Here is a 19096-nt window from a genome sequence, read left to right on the forward strand (position 1 = left end):
TCTTGCCCGACATGAACTGCTCGAGCACCTTCTTTTCAAATTCTGTCTGTTCTTTCTTTGTCATGGTACTGTCTGAATAAAATTAATACTTCTAATCTTTTTCAGACAGAGTTCAGTTTACAGTCTCCTACCCAAGATTCATTTAGTATTAAAAATCAAAATTTAGCGAGCGTAACGCAGTGAAGTGCTGCAAGCGTCCCAAAACTTACCCTTAACTAATACTACTGAGCGAGGTAATTTTATCCATTAATCCGATATACTCTTCTCATCATTTGAGGTAATCCAACGGTCTGTTAGCCTCAATTTTATATTGTTCCAATCTCCATTCCGTTATTTTAAGCTTTAGACTGCTTCCATAGGCCATTTTGTTTTTTCATCAAATTGTGTCAATTTTTTCGTCAAAAATTTCCAGGGCTTACAGGGCTTCCCAAAGGGTTTACTGTAGATTTAGGAAAAGTTTACTGTAGCCCCGATTTTTGTGAAGTATTACAAAATCAGGTCAATCAACTGGTTTTCAACTTGTTGAATACCCGAAAACAACCGTGATGGCGCAATCTGCGCATCACCCTCTTGCTATTCCTTTTTTCACGCAAGCGTGAACTTTCTTTGGTGTATAGAGTAACAATAAATTCAGTGGTTTTTGTTTATTAGAAGCTGTTGAATGAATTTATCTTCCCGAACACTACAAAAACTCGATAGGAACCAAGCGCAAAAGTCTGGGTAAGATTGGGACTTGCAACACTACGTTACCCTTGGTTCGCTTTCTTCTTTAACTCTGATTTGGTTGCTACTTCTAATTTGCTTCTCAAAATCTCCATATCCTCACCAACCTTCCTTTCCAACACCTTTGCATAAATCTGGGTGGTGGTAAGTTTTCGATGTCCCAACATTTTTGAAATGGTTTCTATGGGTACACCATTGGTCAGGGTAACTGTCGTGGCGAACGTATGCCTTGCCATGTGAAATGTAAGATTCTTTTTAATTTTTGCTTCACTTGCAATCTCTTTCAAATAGGCGTTCATCTTTTGATTTGATATTCTTGGGAACAGCGTATTATTTATTACTGATCTGGAATCTTGTTTATACCGTTCAATCAAATCCATAGCTTTTTTTAAAAGTGGTATTTTAACAGGGTTATGGGTTTTCTGCCTTTTAGTGATTATCCAATATTTTTTATCCAACCCCATTATTACGTTATCTTCGGTCAGAAGCATTAAATCAGTATAGCATATACCGGTATAGCAACTGAATACAAAAAGATCTCTAACAGTTTTTAATCGCTTGGTTTGAAGCTCCAATTCTTCAATCGCTTGAAGTTCCTCGGAACCTAAATATTCTCTGTTCGTAGGGGTCAACCTTTGTTTAAACTGCCTAAACGGGTCTTTATCTATCCACTCCAGTCGATAGGCCAGAGAGACCATTTTCCTCAGTCTTTGAATATGCTTCATTACAGCATTGTTACCAATTTGCTTCTGATAGTGATTAGGTTTATGCTTGCGAAGAAAATTTTCAAAGTCAAGGATAAACTTATAATTCAGTTCATCAAGTCTGATGTCTTCCAATTTTAATTTTGTTTTCAAGAATAAAAAGATATACTTCTGGCTTGTCAGGTAGAGTCTCGAGGTATTTCCGTGGAGCTTGGGAAACATATTGGAATTATGGTAGGACACTAAGTCCTTCATGGTAAAATGTTGATTCTCCACTTCCTCATCCAGAAACCTGGCCTTTACACTCTTAGGAGTGATATGTTTACCCTCTATTCGTAATTGTTGGAATGAATGAAACAAACCAGAGTAGAACCCATCAAGATATTGGTTGATGGATTTGGCATCAATAGTAGAATTTTTTACCCGCTGCCTTTCGGAGTCCCAGTGATTGATTTGGATTCTCCGCTTTAAACTAATGTTCAGTTTTTTACCATTGACAGAAATCCTGGCATAAATAGGGGCTTTTCCATTTTTTGACCTACCGGAATAAAGCCAAAACAGGACGGAAAAAGTGAAATTTGACCTCATAGTTGTCTTCTTTTTGTTAAACGTTGACGAAGACGAAAGTCAAATCAAATCGAGTGTTCCAACTAAATTACTGAATTTTAATTACTTAAATTAAAACAGCAACTTGAAAAATGTTGACGATTTGTGAACTCTAAAAGCCGAAATCAAAGGAATTCAATTAAAATCAAAAAATATTAAATATCTGGTTTTCATTTATTTAATGATTCTTTGAATCATTCAGAAGTCAAAAAGTAGCCCCGGCAAGAATCGAACTTGCATCTAAAGTTTAGGAAACTTCTATTCTATCCATTGAACTACGGGGCCATACCATAAAATGGATTGCAAAAATAGCGTTTTTGATGAACTTTTCGCTAAACCGACAATCAATTTAAAATGATTTAATAAGCGACAGCAAAGAGTCTAATCTTACGCCCGTTTTCTTTCTTCTTCCTGAAGTATTTTCTCCAAATAGGAACGCGATAATGGCTTATCCACATAGCCAGAGATCATACCGTTTTTTTTGGCTATTGCTCTATCCGAAGCATTGGTAAAGGCTGAAAGCACATATACACTGGGAAGTTCGTGTCCCTTGAACAAATTCTTTAGATTTTCCAAAAAATCCCAGCCGTTCATTCCATCCATAACAAGGTCCAAAAAGATGATATCGGGCAACCTATCCTGTTCTTCAATGGAACTAAAGCAAGCCTGTATCCCCTCTTCTCCACTGGAACAGGTCACAATGTCAAAATTACCGTGGGATTGCTGTATGCAGTACCGAGTCGCGAATTGCGACACCAAATCATCGTCTATGATGAACGTAATTAACTTCATGTAGGGACTATTGTAAATTTGGGACGACCAAAGCTATGTGCTAGTTTGCTATGAACCATTCATTTTCGTTGTTTGGCCCAAAATACCGTTGAGTCAACCTTAATGGGGCAATTTGCCCCTAACGACACCATAAACAAAAGCACCCAATACCGCACCTAGCAGTACAATAAAAATGGGCCAATAACCCGCACCTACCAATATATAGATGGGTCCTGGGCAAGCTCCTGCCAAAGCCCAGCCCAGTCCAAATAGGGTTCCGCCCAGAATATATCGGGCAAACGTCTTTTCCTTATCGGGTATACTGATGGTTTCTCCCGAAAATGATTTTATCTTGGATTTCTTGATCCAAAAAACAAGTACAACCCCCAAGGCCAAAGCAGAACCAATGATACCATACATATGGAATGAATCGAACTGGAACATTTCATAGATCCTGAACCACGAAGCTGCTTCGGACTTATAAAGCACAATCCCCAAAAATGTTCCCAATATGATGTACACTATATTCTTCATACCGTAAAAATTAAAGGAAACAATAAGTGGACCATGATCAATCCGCCGATAAAAAACCCGATGACCGCGATCAAGGAAGGTCGCTGTAGGTTGCTCAAACCGGAAATGGCGTGTCCAGAGGTACATCCCCCAGCATAGCGGGTTCCAAAGCCCACCAAAAAACCAGCTATCAAAAGTATTATCCAAACTTTGGGATTCGAAAGTGACTCCATACTGAAAAGTTCCGAGGGCAAGTAGGCAGTTCCAGCACTATCAAAACCGAGGTCTTGGAGCTTGGTCACTGTTGTATCCGATATATCCACAGCTGGGTTGGGAGAAAGCCAATGTGCCCCAAAAAAACCCCCAATGACAGAACCCAGTACTACCAAAAGGTTCCATCGTTTGGATTTCACATCAACTTTGAAATAATCCGTGAACTTTCCTGCACCACCGATGGAGCAAAAAGTCTCCAAGTTGGAGGACATTCCAAAACGTTTGCCCATAAGAATGAGCAGTGCCATAATAATGGCAATAAGAGGGCCCGACACATACCAAGGCCAAGGTTGATAAAGCATTTTCGTGAGGTTTTTGGGCAAAGGTCACGAAAATGCCTCAAATAACAAACTTATGGGATGCTAGCAACAGTTATCATCCGAGTCAGAAACCCCGAATTTCTTCAAGATGTCTTCCAATAAACACCATTTGGTCAATGATGATTGTAGCAAGTTGGCCCCGACGAATGCGGTAAACCAAAGCCAGTTGATGTTCACATAAATGGCCAAGGCCAAACTGATCAGGATAAATGTTCCTGCAACTCCTCTTACAATTCTATTCTTCATTCCAATTTTTTTAAACGGTTCTATCAATGGGTATTTCCACTGCCCTGATCGGGTTGGTGGTTTCGCTCTCCTCATTGAACTGCTTCAATAGTTTGAACAACTCCGTCACTTTTTCTTCTTCAGTAAAGGAAAAGAACATATTGGATGCCGCCCCTCCTTTTTCACTTGGGAACCAACTACTGGTGTACATCAGTGGTGCTGCACTTTTGTACCCGTCAATATCGGACCCACTAAAACTTTCCACACCTGCCTTCTTAAAGAGTTTGAAAACCTCGTTTTTATATTCCTCCACAGTGGTAACAATGATCATTTTCATGTTAGTTGTAATTTTTACGTTCAATCATATAATAAACCAATGGCACAACCAAGAGTGTCAATACGGTAGACACTATGGTTCCTCCCATAAGTGATATGGCCAATCCCTGAAAAATAGGGTCGAACAAAATCACAAAAGCTCCAATGACCACGGTTCCAGCGGTCAATAAAATAGGGGTTGTACGCACGGCTCCTGCTTCTATAACAGCTTGCTTTAATGGAACATCTTCTTTGAGCCTTAAGTTGACGAAGTCGATAAGCAATACCGAGTTCCGTACCATAATACCTGCCAAGGCTATCATACCGATAAATGAAGTTGCGGTAAAAAACGCACCAAACAACCAATGCCCCAACACAATCCCGATCAATGACAATGGTATGGCCACCATCATTACCATTGGTGCCTTAAAGTTTTGGAACCAACCTACGATGAGCATATATATGATCACGATCACACCCATAAAGGCAATTCCCAAATCACGGAATACCTCCAAGGTAATTTGCCATTCCCCATCCCATTTTACGGTATAGTCATCTTCAAATTGAGGCTGTTCCATATAGAGTTCATTGATGGAATAGCCTTTGGGCAACTCCAATTGATTCAACTTGTCCGTCATGCCCAAAATGGCATACACGGGACTTTCCAGTTCCCCGGCCATATCGGACATCACATATACTACTCGCTTCTGGTTTTTCCTATAGATGCTCTTTGCCTTGGTTCCTTCCTTTACTTGAACCAAATCACCCACGGAGACCATATTCCCCTGTTGGGATGCTATCTTCAATTGTTTGATTTCATCCAAGCTGGATTTATCCTTTTCACTTACGGACAAAACAATTCCGACTTGATCAAAAGCATCTTCCCGGTAAATGTGCGATACAGGCTGTTCACGGAAAGACATGGCCATTACCTGAACTATTTGTTGAGGAGTAACCCCGTAAAGCATCGCCTTTTCCTTGTCTATCACAAAATCGTACTCCACCTGATCGTCCTCGACCATCCAATCCACATCCACCACATCGGTAGTGTTGTTCAAGATGCCCTTCACCTTATCGGCCAAGGCAATCTGCTTGTCATAATCTGGTCCATATACCTCAGCCACAATAGTAGAGAGTACAGGAGGTCCTGGTGGCACCTCAACAATCTTGATGTTCGCATGGTACTTTTTGCCCAATTCTTGGATTTTTGGCCTGAGCAATTTGGCAATATCATGACTTTGTTCACTTCTGTCGTGCTTGTCCACCAGATTGACCTGGATATCGGCCATATTGCTTCCCCCGCGTAGGTCGTAGTGCCTTACCAAACCATTGAAGGTTATCGGTGCGGAGGTACCCACATAACTCTGATAGTTGACCACTTCGGGTCGTGTGGAGAGATACGCCCCAATTTCTTTGGTCACCGCTGATGTCCTTTCCAAAGTAGTGCCCTCAGGAAGATCTATGACCACCTGGAACTCGTTCTTGTTATCAAAAGGCAACATTTTTACCGCTACGGATTTCGTAAAGAACATGGCTACAGAGGCAATCAGCAAGAAAAAAGTAATCCCCAAGAACATCCATCTTTTTTTCTTGCTATCTATTAAAGGTTGTTCGAACCTTGCATAAGCTTTGTAAATAAAAGTATCCTTTACTTCGATAGCCTCTTTTTCCTTTTTCTTCTTTTTGTCCTTCTCTCTTAGGAAGATGTAGCCCAAATACGGGGTTATGGTCAAAGCCACGAACAATGATAGCAACATCGCGATGGATGCCCCAATGGGCATGGGCGACATATAGGGGCCCATCAAACCAGATACAAAGGCCATTGGCAAAACAGAAGCAATTACCGTGAATGTTGCCAAAATGGTCGGGTTACCTACCTCATTGATGGCGTAGATAGCAGCATCCTTGAACGGCAAGCGTTTCATTTTAAAGTGACGGTGCATGTTCTCCGCTATAATGATGGAATCGTCCACCACAATACCCGTTACAAACACCAAGGCAAACAAGGTAATTCTGTTCAAGGTATAATCCAGCATATAATAGCTGAGCAAGGTCAATGCAAAGGTAATGGGCACTGAAAGGAATACCACAAGTCCACCTCGCCATCCCATGGCCAACATGACCACAAAGGTCACTGCGATAATGGCACCAATCAAGTGCATCAACAACTCGGATACTTTTTGGGATGCAGTTTCCCCATAATTTCGGGTCACTTCGACCTTAACTTCATCTGGAATCAAGGTAGTTTTTAAGTGATCCACCTTTTCCAACACCACATCGGCAATCTTCATGGCATCGGCACCTTTACGCTTGGCAATGGAAATGGTTACCGCTGGGTATTCCGATCTGTATTCCGTTGCTTTTTCGCTTGCAGCACCGAATCCGAGGGAAACATAGTTTTTGGGCAATTCTGGGCCATCCAAAATGGTGGCCACTTGCTTTAAGTAGATAGGCTGACCTTGTTTGGTTCCCACAATCAGATTTTCCAGATCTTCCTGTGTTTTCAAGAAGTTTCCTGTACTGATATGAAACTCGGTGTCGTTGGAAAGGAAATTGCCGGCATCCATCTGCTGGTTGTTGGCCTGAATCATTTGAGCAACTGCCAACACATCCATCCCAGACTCCGCCATTTTATCCTTGTCCACCACCACACGAAGTTGGGGACTGCGCCCTCCTATCTTCTTGGTAATGGACACCCCGTTGACTTTTTCTATCTCGTTGATAAGCTCTCCGGAAATCTGTCTCAACTGGAAGTCATCATACTCATCACTCCAAAGTGTCAAGGCGAGCATGGGAACATCATCTATGGCACGGGTTTTTACCAATGGCATGGTTACCCCTTCGGGCATTTGGTCCATGTGCTTGTTGATCTCATCGTACAAACGCACTAAAGACCTTTCGATATCCTCTCCTACGTAGAACTGTACAATGGCCATCCCTTGCTCTTGCATGGAGGTGGTGTACACGTATTCCACACCTTTGATATTGGATATGATTTTTTCCAGTGGTTTTGTGATCCTGGATTCCACCTCAGTTGGGCTGGCTCCGGGATATCCCACAAATATGTCCGCCATGGGCACATCTATCTGTGGCTCCTCTTCCCTTGGAATAAGGAAGGAACTGTACACCCCAATGACCATGAACACGATCATTAGGAGCACCGTTAATTTGGAGCTGATAAACCCTTTGGCTATTTTTCCTGCAAGTCCGTCTTTCATTGTTAGCTTTTTTGGGTTATTGAATGCTTACTTTGGCTCCATTGTATAACTTTCCTTCGGCCGACACGATATATTGATCTCCCTTGGACAAGCCAGACAATACTTCGACTTCATTTCCGTAATTCTCGCCCAAACGCAACCAGCGTAGCAAAGCCACATTATCCTGGCCCAAAGTATACACACCCGCTAACTGGCCTTTATGCACCAAGGCTTCGGACGGAACGGTAACAACTGTTTTACCGTCGCTCTCGCTTTCCGCCTCGAGCCTAACGGTGGCATACATACCTGACAAAATCTTGGCCTCTGTTTTATCCAATAATACCTTCATCACATATTGTCCGCCCGTATTTTGTGCAGATGCACTCAACTCGGACACTTTTCCCGTAATCGTGGTATCCAATGCTTTTACCAAAATATGGGCTTTGGTCCCCACTTCGATGGCCGAAATGTTGTTCTCCGCCACTTTGGCCTCTACTTCAAATCCACCAGGGGATTCCACAGATACCAACGGAACACCAGGGTTGGCCATATCTCCCTCATCGATGTACGTATTGGTAACCACTCCACTGAAAGGTGCCCTTATATTGGCGTAAGCAAACTGGGAGTTCACTTCGTTCTTCATTTGGTTTGCGGCTTCCAATCTGGCCTTGGCCATTTCGTAGCGCGCGGTCATGTCATCCAATTCTTTTTGTGAGGCACTGTTTTCATTGAAAAGGTTTTGGAACCTTTCATAATCTTTCTTGGCGTTGTTGAAGGCAACCGTGGCCTCGGTAATGGATGCTTCCACTTGTGCTTTTTTGGCACGCAGATCCACATTGTTGATAGAAATCAATAAATCTCCCTTGCTTACTTTCTGACCTATTTTTACGGGAAGTGATTCCACGTGACCCATCATTCGGGTGCTCAAGGTGGCACTGTTCACAGCTTTAATCTGACCACTTCCTGCCAAAATGGTGGAACTATCGCCCATGTCCACATCGGCAACGGTTACCGGAACAGCTTCCGTATTGTCCACAGTTTGTTTTTCGTCACTTCCACAGCCCATCAGGAAGAATCCCAAGGATGCGGTCAGAATGAAACTTTTATATATCGTAGTGTCTTTCATCTTGCAATTATTCTTTGGTTAAAAATGTTAATAAGGATTGTGCCTGATTGTATTCAAAAATGGTCTGATAGTATGCCAATTGCTTTTCAGCATAGGTGGCTTCGGCCATCAATAGATCAGTCGTTTTTTCCAAGCCCTCTTTGAATCTGTTGGTGCGTATCCTTAATGATTCTTCGGATTGCTCCATAGCCAATTTTGAGGTCTGGAGCCTGCTCTCGGCATCTTCGACCATCCGCTTGGTGCGTTGAAGCTCCATAGTACTTTTGGCGACGTACTGTTCGTATTCCTGTTTCGCTTTTTCATAACTTGTTTTGCTCTTCCCTGCTTTGGCAAAGCGCTGCGATCCTTTAAAAACATCCCAGCTCAAACTTGCCCCGATAATGTATCCTTTGGCATCGGCCTGAAAAATTTGGTCATCATACATTTCATAGCTGGCGAAAGCATTCAACCTTGGCAAAAAGGTCATATTATCGGCTTTCATGTTTGCTTTGTACGCTTCGGACACCAAATCCATGGCTTTGATATCCGCCCTATTTTCCAAAGAGCCTTCCACGGTTTCGCCAAGATTGTCCGGCACCAGCTCTTCTGATGGCTCATAGACAACATCTCCTTGTTCGTTCATTAAAAAAGCCAAATAGTCAGATGCATTTTTCACATTGCTCTTGGCCGTGTTCAATTGATCGGAAACCTCGGTGACCCGAACTTTTACTTCCAGCAAATCCGCTTTCTGAAGCAGCCCTTGGTCATAACTGTTCTGTGCCGTGTTCAAGTTGGCATTTGCGGCTTCAAAAGCTTTTTGCAACACTGCTACGGCTCTGTGGGCCAATTGTAATTGACCGTAGGCCTTTTGGGCCTCAAAATTGAGATAGTCCCTGGTTCGCATCGCCTGAAGTTCCTTAGCTTCCATAGTGGTCTTGGCCGCTTTGCGCTGATAGAATCCATCCAAATTGATCAAGGGTTGTTCCACCGAAACTTTGGTGGCATAGTTCTCTATCTGGTCGGGATCGTTCAAAAGGGCAGGGTTAAAATCCGCCTGGGTCAAAATCTCTTGGTTCAGTTTGGAACCGAAAGCCATCAATGGGTTTGTTGTTACCATTCCCGTATGCGACACGGCAATCTGTGGCAAAAAAATGGAATTGGAGAATCTATAGTCATATTTCGCCATCTTGGCTTCCTGTTCGGAAACCTTAATACTGGCATTGGACTCTTGTACCCTTGTCAATACTTCTTCCAGAGAAATATTGATTTGGTCCTGGGCAAACAATTGGCCCTGAGTCCACAATAGAATCGTTATTATCAGTATCCGTTTCATCTACTTATTTAATTTGAAGCAAAAATAGATTTGGCAATACACCTGCACAGTAACCTTGGTTACCAAGAAAATTTCAAAAAAACACCTCAATACGAAGACAACTTAACAAAGTAAGCCTGTATTGAGGTGCTCTACAATGATGAAAATCAGCGACTAAGCACTTCGGGTTCCCCCGTGCCCGCCTGCCACCACAATCAATACCTTAATGCTCAAATAAATGAACTTAAAGAACTGGATAATGGGATTCATCATCGTAAACCGTTTGTATTTTGAGATTCTTCGTGTCATAACTTTCTATTCTGGGATTAACCACCAAAAGGGTTTCATTTTTGCTTTATAAATAAAGGCGTAGTGCAAGGCCAATTTCAACCAGTGACCTGCAAGACCAATGGTTCCAAAGGTTTTACCCAGTTTTCTTCCATGGGTATCGGGATATTTATTGTAATCGGGCACGATGGGATAGGTAGTGATGCTCACACCGCTTCCCGTGGTCATACCAAAACCTGCGGATGCAATACAGGCCGCCCCCATATTCCCCATAGATCCTTTATGATGCAACTCTTGGTTGGAATGTTTAATCATCTCAATGATATTATCCGCTACCAATTTTGCCGTAATCCCCGAAGGCATTCCCGTTCTTGGGGGGGCAGGGGTAATATCCGTTCCGTTTTTGCTTTTTCTGGGTTTGGAGATGCTATGCGGTGGTGCGAAGGCTATCCCAGGGGCAAAAATGTTGGAATACGATGGATTTTGATAGGTTTCAGGCCAATCCTGAACACTCCATTCCTCATAGGGTTTAGGGGTGTAATCGGCATCAACGATCATAAATCCCCTAAAAAGCTTATCAGTGATATCGTCCCCCGTTTTATCGTAAGCCTTGAAACCATGTCCAGAGAAGGAAGGTATCAACATGGCAAAATCGTAGCTTTCCTTTTTGTACTCTCCGTCCAAGGTCTCATAATGGGCCACTCCGTCCTCAACTTTGTTGACCCCAGCTTCCAAAATCCATTTTATCCCCCTATCCTCAAATATCATTTCCACCATTTCGTTGGACTTCATGATATTGCTTCCATAGCTCATCAACATTCCGTCCATACCAAAATCCCCCAGATGGTATTCGTTAGAGATCCAGGTAATTTCGGCCATATCCCTTACCTTGTGTCTCCTAAGTTCTTGTTCCACATTCAAGATGTATTCGAATGCGGCGCCTTGACAGGTTGATTTGGCATGACCGGTTCCGATCAATATTTTGACTTTTTTGCCCTCCTTCATTTGCTTGATGAGTCCTTCCAGCGCAATCCAAGCTTCTTGAGCATGGGTATAGGTACATACCGAATGTGCTTTGTTCTTGCCAGGGGACAATCCTTCTGTGGCCTCAAAGTTGAGTTTTGGCCCTGTGGCATTGATCAGGTAATCGTAGGTTACCTTCTCTTGGGTTCCTTTTTCATTGCCCGCAACATATTCCGCCATTATATAGGGTTTGATTTCTTCCGAATCGCCTTCAGGATGAAAACTGACTGCTTTGGCCTGTTTGTAATCAATATGTTTTTTGGCATATAAGGGTGCCAATGGGAATAGGATATCCTTTGGTTTCATTCTACCGATCCCGACCCAAATATTTGACGGTATCCATTGGTAGTTCCCATTTGGGGATACCACCACCACCTCATGCTCTTTAGAGAGCTTTCTTCTTAAATGGGAGGCTGCTACATGACCTGCAATACCAGCTCCCAATACAACTATTTTGGACATTTTTGAATTATTTACCCAAATGTACTGGTAGCCGATCAGATATAAAGTGACCTAGGTCACATTCAAAAAAGAGCACTGTGCTTAATGCTCTTTTCTTCAATTGGAACAAAAAATCCAAAATCAATAACTGGTCTCGTCCAATTTAACTTTGCCCCAAAAGGTCTTGTATACGAATATGGTATAGAAAAGCACCAAAGGTGTCCCTATGGCCACAATGACCATCATGATCTGCAAGGATTTTGTGGAAGATGCCGCGTTGTAGATATCTATATCGTACATAGGATCTATGGTGGAACGCAATAATACCGGATACAGTTCAACCGCTACCAAGACCAATAGAAACGCTATGGTCAAAGAGGAGAATAGAAAAGCCCATTTATATTTTCGCTTTTCGGCCAATCTGGGCACATTGGCAATACTTAGGAAGGTAAGTAAAGGAATAATGAAAAGTGAGGGGTTACTTTTGAAATCATCCGACAAATGGGGAATATAAATCAATGTGTACAGGGTGGTCACTGCAAAACTGACCATAAAAAAGATCATGCCCCTTTTTAAGAGACGAGTTAATTTTGCGAACAACCTACCTTCCGTTTTCAACAAAAGAAAAATAGCACCATGTGCCATAAAAAGGGACAATGTGGTAAAGCCTGTCATCAAGGCATAGGGGTTCAAAAACTCAAAAAGCACTCCTCCTTGGTACTGGTAGTTTTCACCAATGGCTATTCCCTGCAATATATTCCCGAGCACAACACCCAATAAAAAGGCGAGCATAATGCTTGAAATGCTATAACAGACGTCCCACAACCTCCTCCACCACAACATGGGTTCCTTGCCCCTGAACTCAATGGAAATAGCCCTGAAAATAATGAACAAAAGAAACAACATAAAAGGAATGTACAACGATGAGAACATGGTCGCATACATTACGGGGAAGCCTGCGAAAAGTGCTCCACCTCCAATGACCAGCCACACCTCGTTGCCATCCCATACCGGACCCACGGCATTCAATGCTATCCTACGACTGTTCTCTTTCTTTAGAAAGAGATGCCACGCTCCTGCCCCAAAATCAAAACCATCCAAGATGGCATACCCTGAGAAAAGTCCTCCTACCACTAAAAACCACCATGTGGGATAATCCAATCCTAAAAAAGTTTCCATAAGCTTAGTTCATCATATGAGTTAATGTTCCTCCAAAAGGTGTATCGTCAGATTCCGATTCTTCATAGGGCCCATGTTTGATTTTCTTGTGCAATAGGTAAATGAACAACACGAACAAAAGGGCATATACCAAAAAGAACAAGATCAAGGAAAACAAAATTTGGTTGTCGGTAACGGCCTGGGAAAATGCATCAGAAGTTCTCAATAGTCCGTAGACCACCCAAGGTTGTCTTCCCATTTCGGCAGCAAACCAACCTACTTGATTGGCTATTTGAGGCAAGAAAACTGCAAAAACAAAAATCCAAAGCAACCATTTTTTGTTGAACAGCTTACCTCGCCACCACAAAAAGGTCGCGAAAAGGGTCAAAAATATCAAGGCCATCCCAATGGCCACCATAATGTGATAAAATTGAAAGACGGCATTTATCTGCGAAGGACGTTCATCTTCAGGAAAGGCATTAAGACCTGTTACAGGTGAATCAAAATCATAATCCAGTAAAAAGGACAGTCCTCCAGGCACCTTGATTCCGGATACCTCTTGATTTTCCTTATCCACCCAGCCCAGAATGTACATATCGGCGGGTGCCGATGCTTCAAAATGACCTTCGAGCGCGGCCAGTTTTGCTGGTTGGTTCTCCGCTACCCCATCAGCCGATTGGTGCCCTGTGAACAATTGGCCCAAAGAAAACACGGTGGCAACCACCAAAGCTATTTTAAAGGCCTTCTTCGAAATCTCAACATATTTCCCCTTTATCAGATAGTAGGCATGGACACTCAATACCAGAAAAGCTCCGGCCAGAAAAGCTCCCAGCCAAACATGCGTAAGCCTATCCACACTGGACGGATTGAAGACCATGGCCCAAAAGTCGGTGATCTCCGCCCGGGCATCCAATCCTTCGCCCACAATATGGAATCCTGCAGGGGTCTGTTGCCAGCTATTGGCCACAACGATCCAAATTGCAGAGAACATGGAACCCAGAAAAACCCCAATAGTGGACACCAGATGCACCCAAGGTTTGACCCGGTTCCAACCGAACAATAAAATTCCCAAAAAGCCACTTTCCAAAGCGAAGGCAAAAATCCCCTCTGCTGCCAAGGCACTGCCAAAGACATCTCCGACATAACGGGAGTATACGGCCCAGTTGGTGCCAAATTCAAATTCCATGACAATGCCCGTGACAACCCCGATACCGAAGGTAAGGGCAAATATTTTGGTCCAGAAACGGGCCAGTTTGTGATAGGTTTCGTTTTTAGTCCTTATGTAGATACTTTCAAAAATGACCAATAACAACCCAAGGCCTATACTAAGAGGGGGATATATGTAATGAAAAGCAACAGTAAAGGCAAATTGGATCCGAGCAAGTATTTCGGTTTCCATAAATAATATTTTGTTTTCAAAAATAGCTTTAACGCCAACCTTTTTAGGTTACTAAAGTTACAAACAAAATGGATTTAACATAAAAAAACCATCTTATGCTAAATCCATTTCTCCTATGTCTGATTAGTGTTTATTTTTTACCACTGTTCATCAAAGCGAAAACTGCAACCACAAGAACTATGACCACCAGTGCAAACACACCTATCATCCAGATGCCGTTTTCCCATGATACCAAAGGAATGTTCATTAATGATTTCACGATGTATTGGTTTTTAAGTTTGAGTCAAATTTACTGGCTTGACCCAATTGAAAATATGATAATTCTCATAAAAACAAAATCATAATGCATTGATCCCTAAACATTTTTACCCTTGAGCATTTTGTTCCAATATAAATTGGGCAGTCCGTATTTTTTCAACATCCAAAGTCTCCAATGTTCCTTGTCACTGTTAAAGACCAGCATACGTTTTAACTTAGGGTCCGGTATAAAATTGTTGTTGTAATCAAACTCGGCCAAGGTCATTTTTCCATAGCCGGTGACCAAGGGACATGAAGAATACCCATTATAAGATTTATTATTGGCCGTCTTGTGGTCCATCAATTTTAAAATATTGTCCACAACAACGGGAACCTGTTTACGAACCGCAGCCCCTGTTTTGGCCGTTGGCAATGCCGCAACATCTCCCAGACCAAAAATATTCGGGTAGGTATGGTGCTGCATGGAATGATGATCCACATTCAACCAACCTGATTCATTGGCCAGTATGGAATCACGGATGAACTTTGGCGCTGCTTGTGGTGGAGCCAAGTGCAACATATCAAAAGGCACACTGATGTCCACATCGCCCACCATGGTCTCTCCCAACTCGTTGTCCTCGTTGATGATGCACCTGTTTTCTTCTGGAGCCGTATGGCTAAAGTGAACGATCCGGTTTTCTACATCAATTTCTTTGGGCGCATAAAAAGGCTTGAAGTGAATGCCATACCGATCAATGACCTTCATAAGGGTCTCACGAATCTCCTTGACCCCGAAAATAACGGTTCCCGGGGTAGCAAAAATCACGTTGGTATCTTTCTTCAGGCCTTGCTTCCTAAAATAGTCCGCCGCCAGATAGGCAATCTTTTGGGGAGCCCCTCCACATTTAATGGGCGTGGTTGGCTGTGTGAACAAGGCATTTCCCTTTTTAAAATTCCTAATGGTTTCCCATGTTCGCTCTGGATCAATATAATTGCTACAGGCCACTCCCTGCTCCAAAGCTTCGGGCAGGCCTTTGATCATACTTGGTTCCATGACCAATCCTGGGGCCACTACCAAATAATCGTAGGTTATATCGCCACTGCTTTCGGTCGAAACCATATTTTTCTCCGGATTGAAGCCAGCGGCCTTGTCCTTGACCCAGTCGACCCCTTTGGGCATAACATCTGCCATAGGTTTGGCAGTCTTTTTAAAATCATAGGTTCCAGCACCTACAAGGGTCCATGCAGGCTGGTAGTAATGTGTTTCGGAGGGTTCTATAATAGCTATGTCCAGCTTTTTGTTTTTCCTCAATAATTGGGCAGCAGTCATAATTCCAGCCGTTCCTCCCCCGATTATCAGGATTTGATAATGTGACTTCATGTTTCTTTAGTTAAATCTATTTAGGTAAAATATTGAGGAATATCATATTATATTGTAACTAAAGTTACATACTTGATAATTTGAAGGCTGTTTTATGTGAATATTATCATTTTCACAAAAAAAAGCCGCTCTCAATAGAACGGCTTTCCTTATCAACCAACCAAAAAACCTAATTCTTGACCTTGCATGTATTAATCCCGAATAGGGTGTACAAAGGACAAAAACTAACAAAGCTTGTCAAGACAAATATGGCTGCCAAAGCCAGCAGCACGTATGCCAATGTTCCTGTAATTACATTAAAATAATACAATGCCCCTACACCAAGTGCCAGGATAATCCGAATTGTACGGTCTGCACCGCCCATGTTTTTTTTCATAATTGATAGTTTATGATTATTACTATACAATTTACCAAAAAATAGATCAGCTTGTATTCTCCTCTTTTTGATAATCAGAGGATTACTTCAAAAGTAGTGGTTCGTCGCCGACCAAATAGTAACCTCTGTTACACAGACGCCATTATTTTTAAAGTATTTTTGTTTATGAATCAGTTTTCAGCTTTTTGAACGACTTAATACTGGTATGTTGGAGTATTTTGATGCTTTTATCAATGGATTTCTTGGAACCGTGCGATGGACATGGAGGTCCATTATTTTTGATGTTCCCTGGTACACCAATTATTTCTGGGGATTGATCATTATCTCTCTTTTGGTCTGGGGGCTGGAAATCCTTTTTCCTTGGCGCAAAGAGCAGTCTATTTTTAGAAAGGACTTTTGGTTGGATGTGTTTTATATGTTCTTCAACTTTTTTGTGTTCGCCATTATCATCAGTGGGGTCTACAAAGTCTTAAGCGTACTTTTTGTGGATATTGGAATCACTTCAAAGTCCTTGGTCATTTTGGATATCGCCAATTGGCCGCAATGGGTGCAACTGCTGGTCTTTTTTGTGGTGCTCGACTTTGTACAATGGTTTACCCACGTTTTGTTGCACAAATACCCAATGCTATGGGAATTCCACAAGGTGCACCACAGCGTAAAGGAAATGGGGTTCGCTGCCCATATGCGTTTCCACTGGATGGAAAACATCCTCTACAAACCTTTAAAAACTTTGGGAGTGATGGTTCTGGGTGGCTTTGAGCCTGAACAGGCCTACATTGTACATTTTGCTGCCATTGCCATCGGGCATTTTAACCATTCGAACATTAAACTGACCTATGGTCCATTGAAATACATCTTGAACAATCCCGTGATGCACTTGTATCATCACGCCTATACCATTCCCAAAGGATCCTACGGTGTGAATTTCGGCATAAGCCTGAGCATTTGGGATTACATCTTCAAGACAAACTATATTCCAGAAAACGGAGGGAAAATTGAATTGGGTTTCCCTGGTGATGAGAAATTGCCCAAAGGATTTTGGGGCCAATTGATCTATGGCTTTAAAAAGCCAAAAAAAGATAGCTAGTCCGTGCTCTTCGGAGCATCAAAAACAATGCTCCAAATACCTCGCACCTCATCGGGCCCATACCCTATCGCCTTATCTTGGGGATACAGTTCCAACAGGCTCGCATATACTTTGGGGGTTATGTTTTTATCCGGAGTTCCGTGACAGTTCAGGCACATGGTGTTCGTTACAATGGGATAATAGAAGTGTACTTTTCCGTTCTCTTCACTTAAAATAGGTTCAACGGACGCTCCACCTGCAACCTGTCCCTTAAAAGTTTCGATATGCATCAATTCTATTGCATTGGCTTGATTTTCAGGGTTTCGGGGTTTATCTGAAACCCTTTTGATTCGGGCATTAAAGTTGGTGGACATGCTATCGGTCAGCGGGTATGCTCTTTCATTGCAAAATACCACAGCCTCTTCCACTCCTTTATTCTGAATAGTGCCCATTAGATTTTTACCAAGTACCTTTTTAGTCTCCAAAGCATAACGCATTCCCAATTCCTTGGGGGTTACTTCGGTTTCGGACACTTTTGGTGTCTTGCCCCTGTTGTAGAGCGAATCCCCTCGACGATCCATCCAATGTGCTTGAAACCAATCCGGTTCTTCAATCTGATAATCGTACATGTACTCAGCAATCCTTCTTACCCCACCTTGTGGGAACTGTTGGGCCGGCATCAATCCGAACCTGCGGACAGCTCCACGCATTTGGGCATGGTCTTCAGAAGGCGATTTCACGAACGCCATAATGGCCTCCACAAAAGCTTCCCTATTCGCATAATTTTCCAGATAATGGGCTTTTACGGCAACCATCGGCGGACCAATTCGCTGTCCGTTTTCCGGTGCAGATGGATTATGGCATAAATAGCATTGGTTTTCCATCATTTTTTTGCCTTCCTCAACTTGAGAGACCTTTTGTGCTATCGGTTCAGAGGCTTCTTCATCCGAAGTTTTAGGTCCCTGCTTGCAGGATAGCATCAGGAAAAAAACAAATATGGATATTGTAGTGAATCTCATCAGTTGGACATTTTACCACTGGCACAACTTACAAACGATTTTGCCTTGTCCACAAAACCGTTTTCATCATCAATAGTAGGATATCCCATGCGTTTGAGGGCGTCTTTAACTAAGGAAGCATCATCGGCGCTTTGATGATCAAAGCTAACCGATGAGCTGTCCTTCTCCACAATCACATCTTTGATTTCTTTTATCTCTGAAAGTTTGTTGGATATCGTCTTGACGCATCCTCCACACTTTAGATTTTGTATTTGGAATATTGTTTTCATAGCACACTTTTCTGAATCAATAGCACCAGCTTCTATACCCGCCCCTTAAATCGTATACCTTGGTAAAACCCATGCTTACGAGCTTCCTGGCTGCTTTCTGACTTCTGTTTCCCGATTGACAATAAATGTAAAGGGGAGCATCTTTCTTCATCTTGGAGAATGCGGATTCAAATGCAGTCCCTTGGAAAAAATCGATGTTCTTGGCTCCTTTTATATGACCGGACATGAACTCTCCCTTGGTTCTCACATCCACTAACTGGACCTTGCCTTTGGATATGGCATCTTTATATTCCTCCCTATCCATAATCTGGATTTCATCGGGAAGGTTTTGCTCCTTGAACAAAAAACTGAATATTGACATAGTTTCGTTGTTTT

The 19096-nt window shown here is 42.5% G+C and carries 20 protein-coding genes and 1 tRNA gene; 1 reads left to right on the forward strand and 20 read right to left on the reverse strand.

Translation table 11 applies throughout. The features are described 5' to 3' along the window. Positions 1-746 precede the first annotated feature (746 nt). The 17 genes from PY092_RS00005 to PY092_RS00085 form a co-directional block, all read right to left on the reverse strand. Positions 747-2015, reverse strand: a complete 1269-nt coding sequence (locus PY092_RS00005; RefSeq protein WP_275613819.1) for a site-specific integrase — start codon at positions 2013-2015, stop codon at positions 747-749. A 231-nt stretch (positions 2016-2246) separates the two neighbouring features. After that, positions 2247-2318 (reverse strand) — tRNA-Arg (locus PY092_RS00010). Between the two features lie 102 nt (positions 2319-2420). After that, positions 2421-2825, reverse strand: coding sequence for a response regulator (locus PY092_RS00015; protein ID WP_275613820.1), 405 nt, complete (start codon positions 2823-2825; stop codon positions 2421-2423). A 99-nt stretch (positions 2826-2924) separates the two neighbouring features. Further along, positions 2925-3338, reverse strand: a complete 414-nt coding sequence (locus PY092_RS00020; RefSeq protein WP_275613821.1) for a DUF6691 family protein — start codon at positions 3336-3338, stop codon at positions 2925-2927. Then, positions 3335-3892 (reverse strand): YeeE/YedE family protein, encoded by a 558-nt coding sequence (locus PY092_RS00025; RefSeq protein WP_275613822.1) that lies wholly within the window; start codon positions 3890-3892, stop codon positions 3335-3337. Before PY092_RS00025 ends, PY092_RS00020 begins: the two co-directional genes overlap by 4 nt. A 60-nt stretch (positions 3893-3952) precedes the next feature. Continuing rightward, the gene (locus PY092_RS00030; protein WP_275613823.1) at positions 3953-4156 is read right to left on the reverse strand and encodes a YgaP family membrane protein; all 204 of its coding nucleotides are present in this window, start codon (positions 4154-4156) and stop codon (positions 3953-3955) included. 10 nt (positions 4157-4166) lie between these two features. Continuing rightward, positions 4167-4472, reverse strand: coding sequence for a hypothetical protein (locus tag PY092_RS00035; protein ID WP_275613824.1), 306 nt, complete (start codon positions 4470-4472; stop codon positions 4167-4169). Position 4473: 1 nt separating this feature from the next. Next, complete coding sequence (locus PY092_RS00040) at positions 4474-7668, reverse strand: efflux RND transporter permease subunit (RefSeq protein ID WP_275613825.1); 3195 nt, start codon at positions 7666-7668, stop codon at positions 4474-4476. Between the two features lie 16 nt (positions 7669-7684). After that, positions 7685-8773, reverse strand: a complete 1089-nt coding sequence (locus PY092_RS00045; RefSeq protein ID WP_275613826.1) for an efflux RND transporter periplasmic adaptor subunit — start codon at positions 8771-8773, stop codon at positions 7685-7687. A 7-nt stretch (positions 8774-8780) separates the two neighbouring features. Continuing rightward, positions 8781-10085, reverse strand: a complete 1305-nt coding sequence (locus tag PY092_RS00050) for a TolC family protein (RefSeq protein ID WP_275613827.1) — start codon at positions 10083-10085, stop codon at positions 8781-8783. 153 nt (positions 10086-10238) lie between these two features. Further along, positions 10239-10373, reverse strand: a complete 135-nt coding sequence (locus PY092_RS00055) for a hypothetical protein (RefSeq protein WP_275613828.1) — start codon at positions 10371-10373, stop codon at positions 10239-10241. A 6-nt stretch (positions 10374-10379) separates the two neighbouring features. Continuing rightward, a complete protein-coding gene (locus tag PY092_RS00060; RefSeq protein WP_275613829.1) occupies positions 10380-11837 on the reverse strand; it encodes an NAD(P)/FAD-dependent oxidoreductase in 1458 nt (485 codons plus the stop codon). Positions 11838-11957: 120 nt separating this feature from the next. Then, entirely contained in the window at positions 11958-12995 is a 1038-nt protein-coding gene (gene cydB, locus PY092_RS00065) for a cytochrome d ubiquinol oxidase subunit II (protein ID WP_275613830.1), read from the reverse strand. A gap of 4 nt (positions 12996-12999) precedes the next feature. Then, positions 13000-14373 (reverse strand): cytochrome ubiquinol oxidase subunit I, encoded by a 1374-nt coding sequence (locus PY092_RS00070; RefSeq protein ID WP_275613831.1) that lies wholly within the window; start codon positions 14371-14373, stop codon positions 13000-13002. A 130-nt stretch (positions 14374-14503) separates the two neighbouring features. Continuing rightward, positions 14504-14632, reverse strand: a complete 129-nt coding sequence (locus PY092_RS00075; RefSeq protein ID WP_275613832.1) for a hypothetical protein — start codon at positions 14630-14632, stop codon at positions 14504-14506. Positions 14633-14728: 96 nt separating this feature from the next. Further along, positions 14729-15991 carry an NAD(P)/FAD-dependent oxidoreductase gene (locus PY092_RS00080; protein ID WP_275613833.1) on the reverse strand — a complete coding sequence of 421 codons (1263 nt, stop codon included), beginning with the start codon at positions 15989-15991 and terminating at the stop codon, positions 14729-14731. 169 nt (positions 15992-16160) lie between these two features. Then, positions 16161-16367: a YgaP family membrane protein gene (locus PY092_RS00085; RefSeq protein ID WP_100816973.1), complete on the reverse strand. Its 207-nt coding sequence runs from the start codon at positions 16365-16367 to the stop codon at positions 16161-16163. A 205-nt stretch (positions 16368-16572) separates the two neighbouring features. Here PY092_RS00085 and PY092_RS00090 point away from each other — a divergent pair, with 205 nt between their 5' ends. Next, positions 16573-17454, forward strand: coding sequence for a sterol desaturase family protein (locus PY092_RS00090; protein WP_275613834.1), 882 nt, complete (start codon positions 16573-16575; stop codon positions 17452-17454). On the opposite strand, the gene PY092_RS00095 is transcribed toward PY092_RS00090, so the two are convergent. Genes PY092_RS00095 through PY092_RS00105 form a run of 3 tightly spaced genes read right to left on the reverse strand, consistent with a single transcriptional unit; the run spans position 17451 to position 19082 of the window. Then, positions 17451-18452 carry a Tll0287-like domain-containing protein gene (locus PY092_RS00095; RefSeq protein WP_275613835.1) on the reverse strand — a complete coding sequence of 334 codons (1002 nt, stop codon included), beginning with the start codon at positions 18450-18452 and terminating at the stop codon, positions 17451-17453. The two genes, PY092_RS00090 and PY092_RS00095, sit on opposite strands and share 4 nt — an antisense overlap. Next, on the reverse strand, positions 18452-18721 hold the full coding sequence (locus tag PY092_RS00100; RefSeq protein ID WP_275613836.1) for a heavy-metal-associated domain-containing protein: 270 nt from the start codon (positions 18719-18721) through the stop codon (positions 18452-18454). Before PY092_RS00100 ends, PY092_RS00095 begins: the two co-directional genes overlap by 1 nt. A 16-nt stretch (positions 18722-18737) precedes the next feature. Further along, positions 18738-19082: a rhodanese-like domain-containing protein gene (locus PY092_RS00105; RefSeq protein ID WP_275613837.1), complete on the reverse strand. Its 345-nt coding sequence runs from the start codon at positions 19080-19082 to the stop codon at positions 18738-18740. Positions 19083-19096 lie beyond the last annotated feature (14 nt).

Source organism: Flagellimonas yonaguniensis, from assembly GCF_029193885.1.
Taxonomy (GTDB): domain Bacteria; phylum Bacteroidota; class Bacteroidia; order Flavobacteriales; family Flavobacteriaceae; genus Flagellimonas; species Flagellimonas yonaguniensis.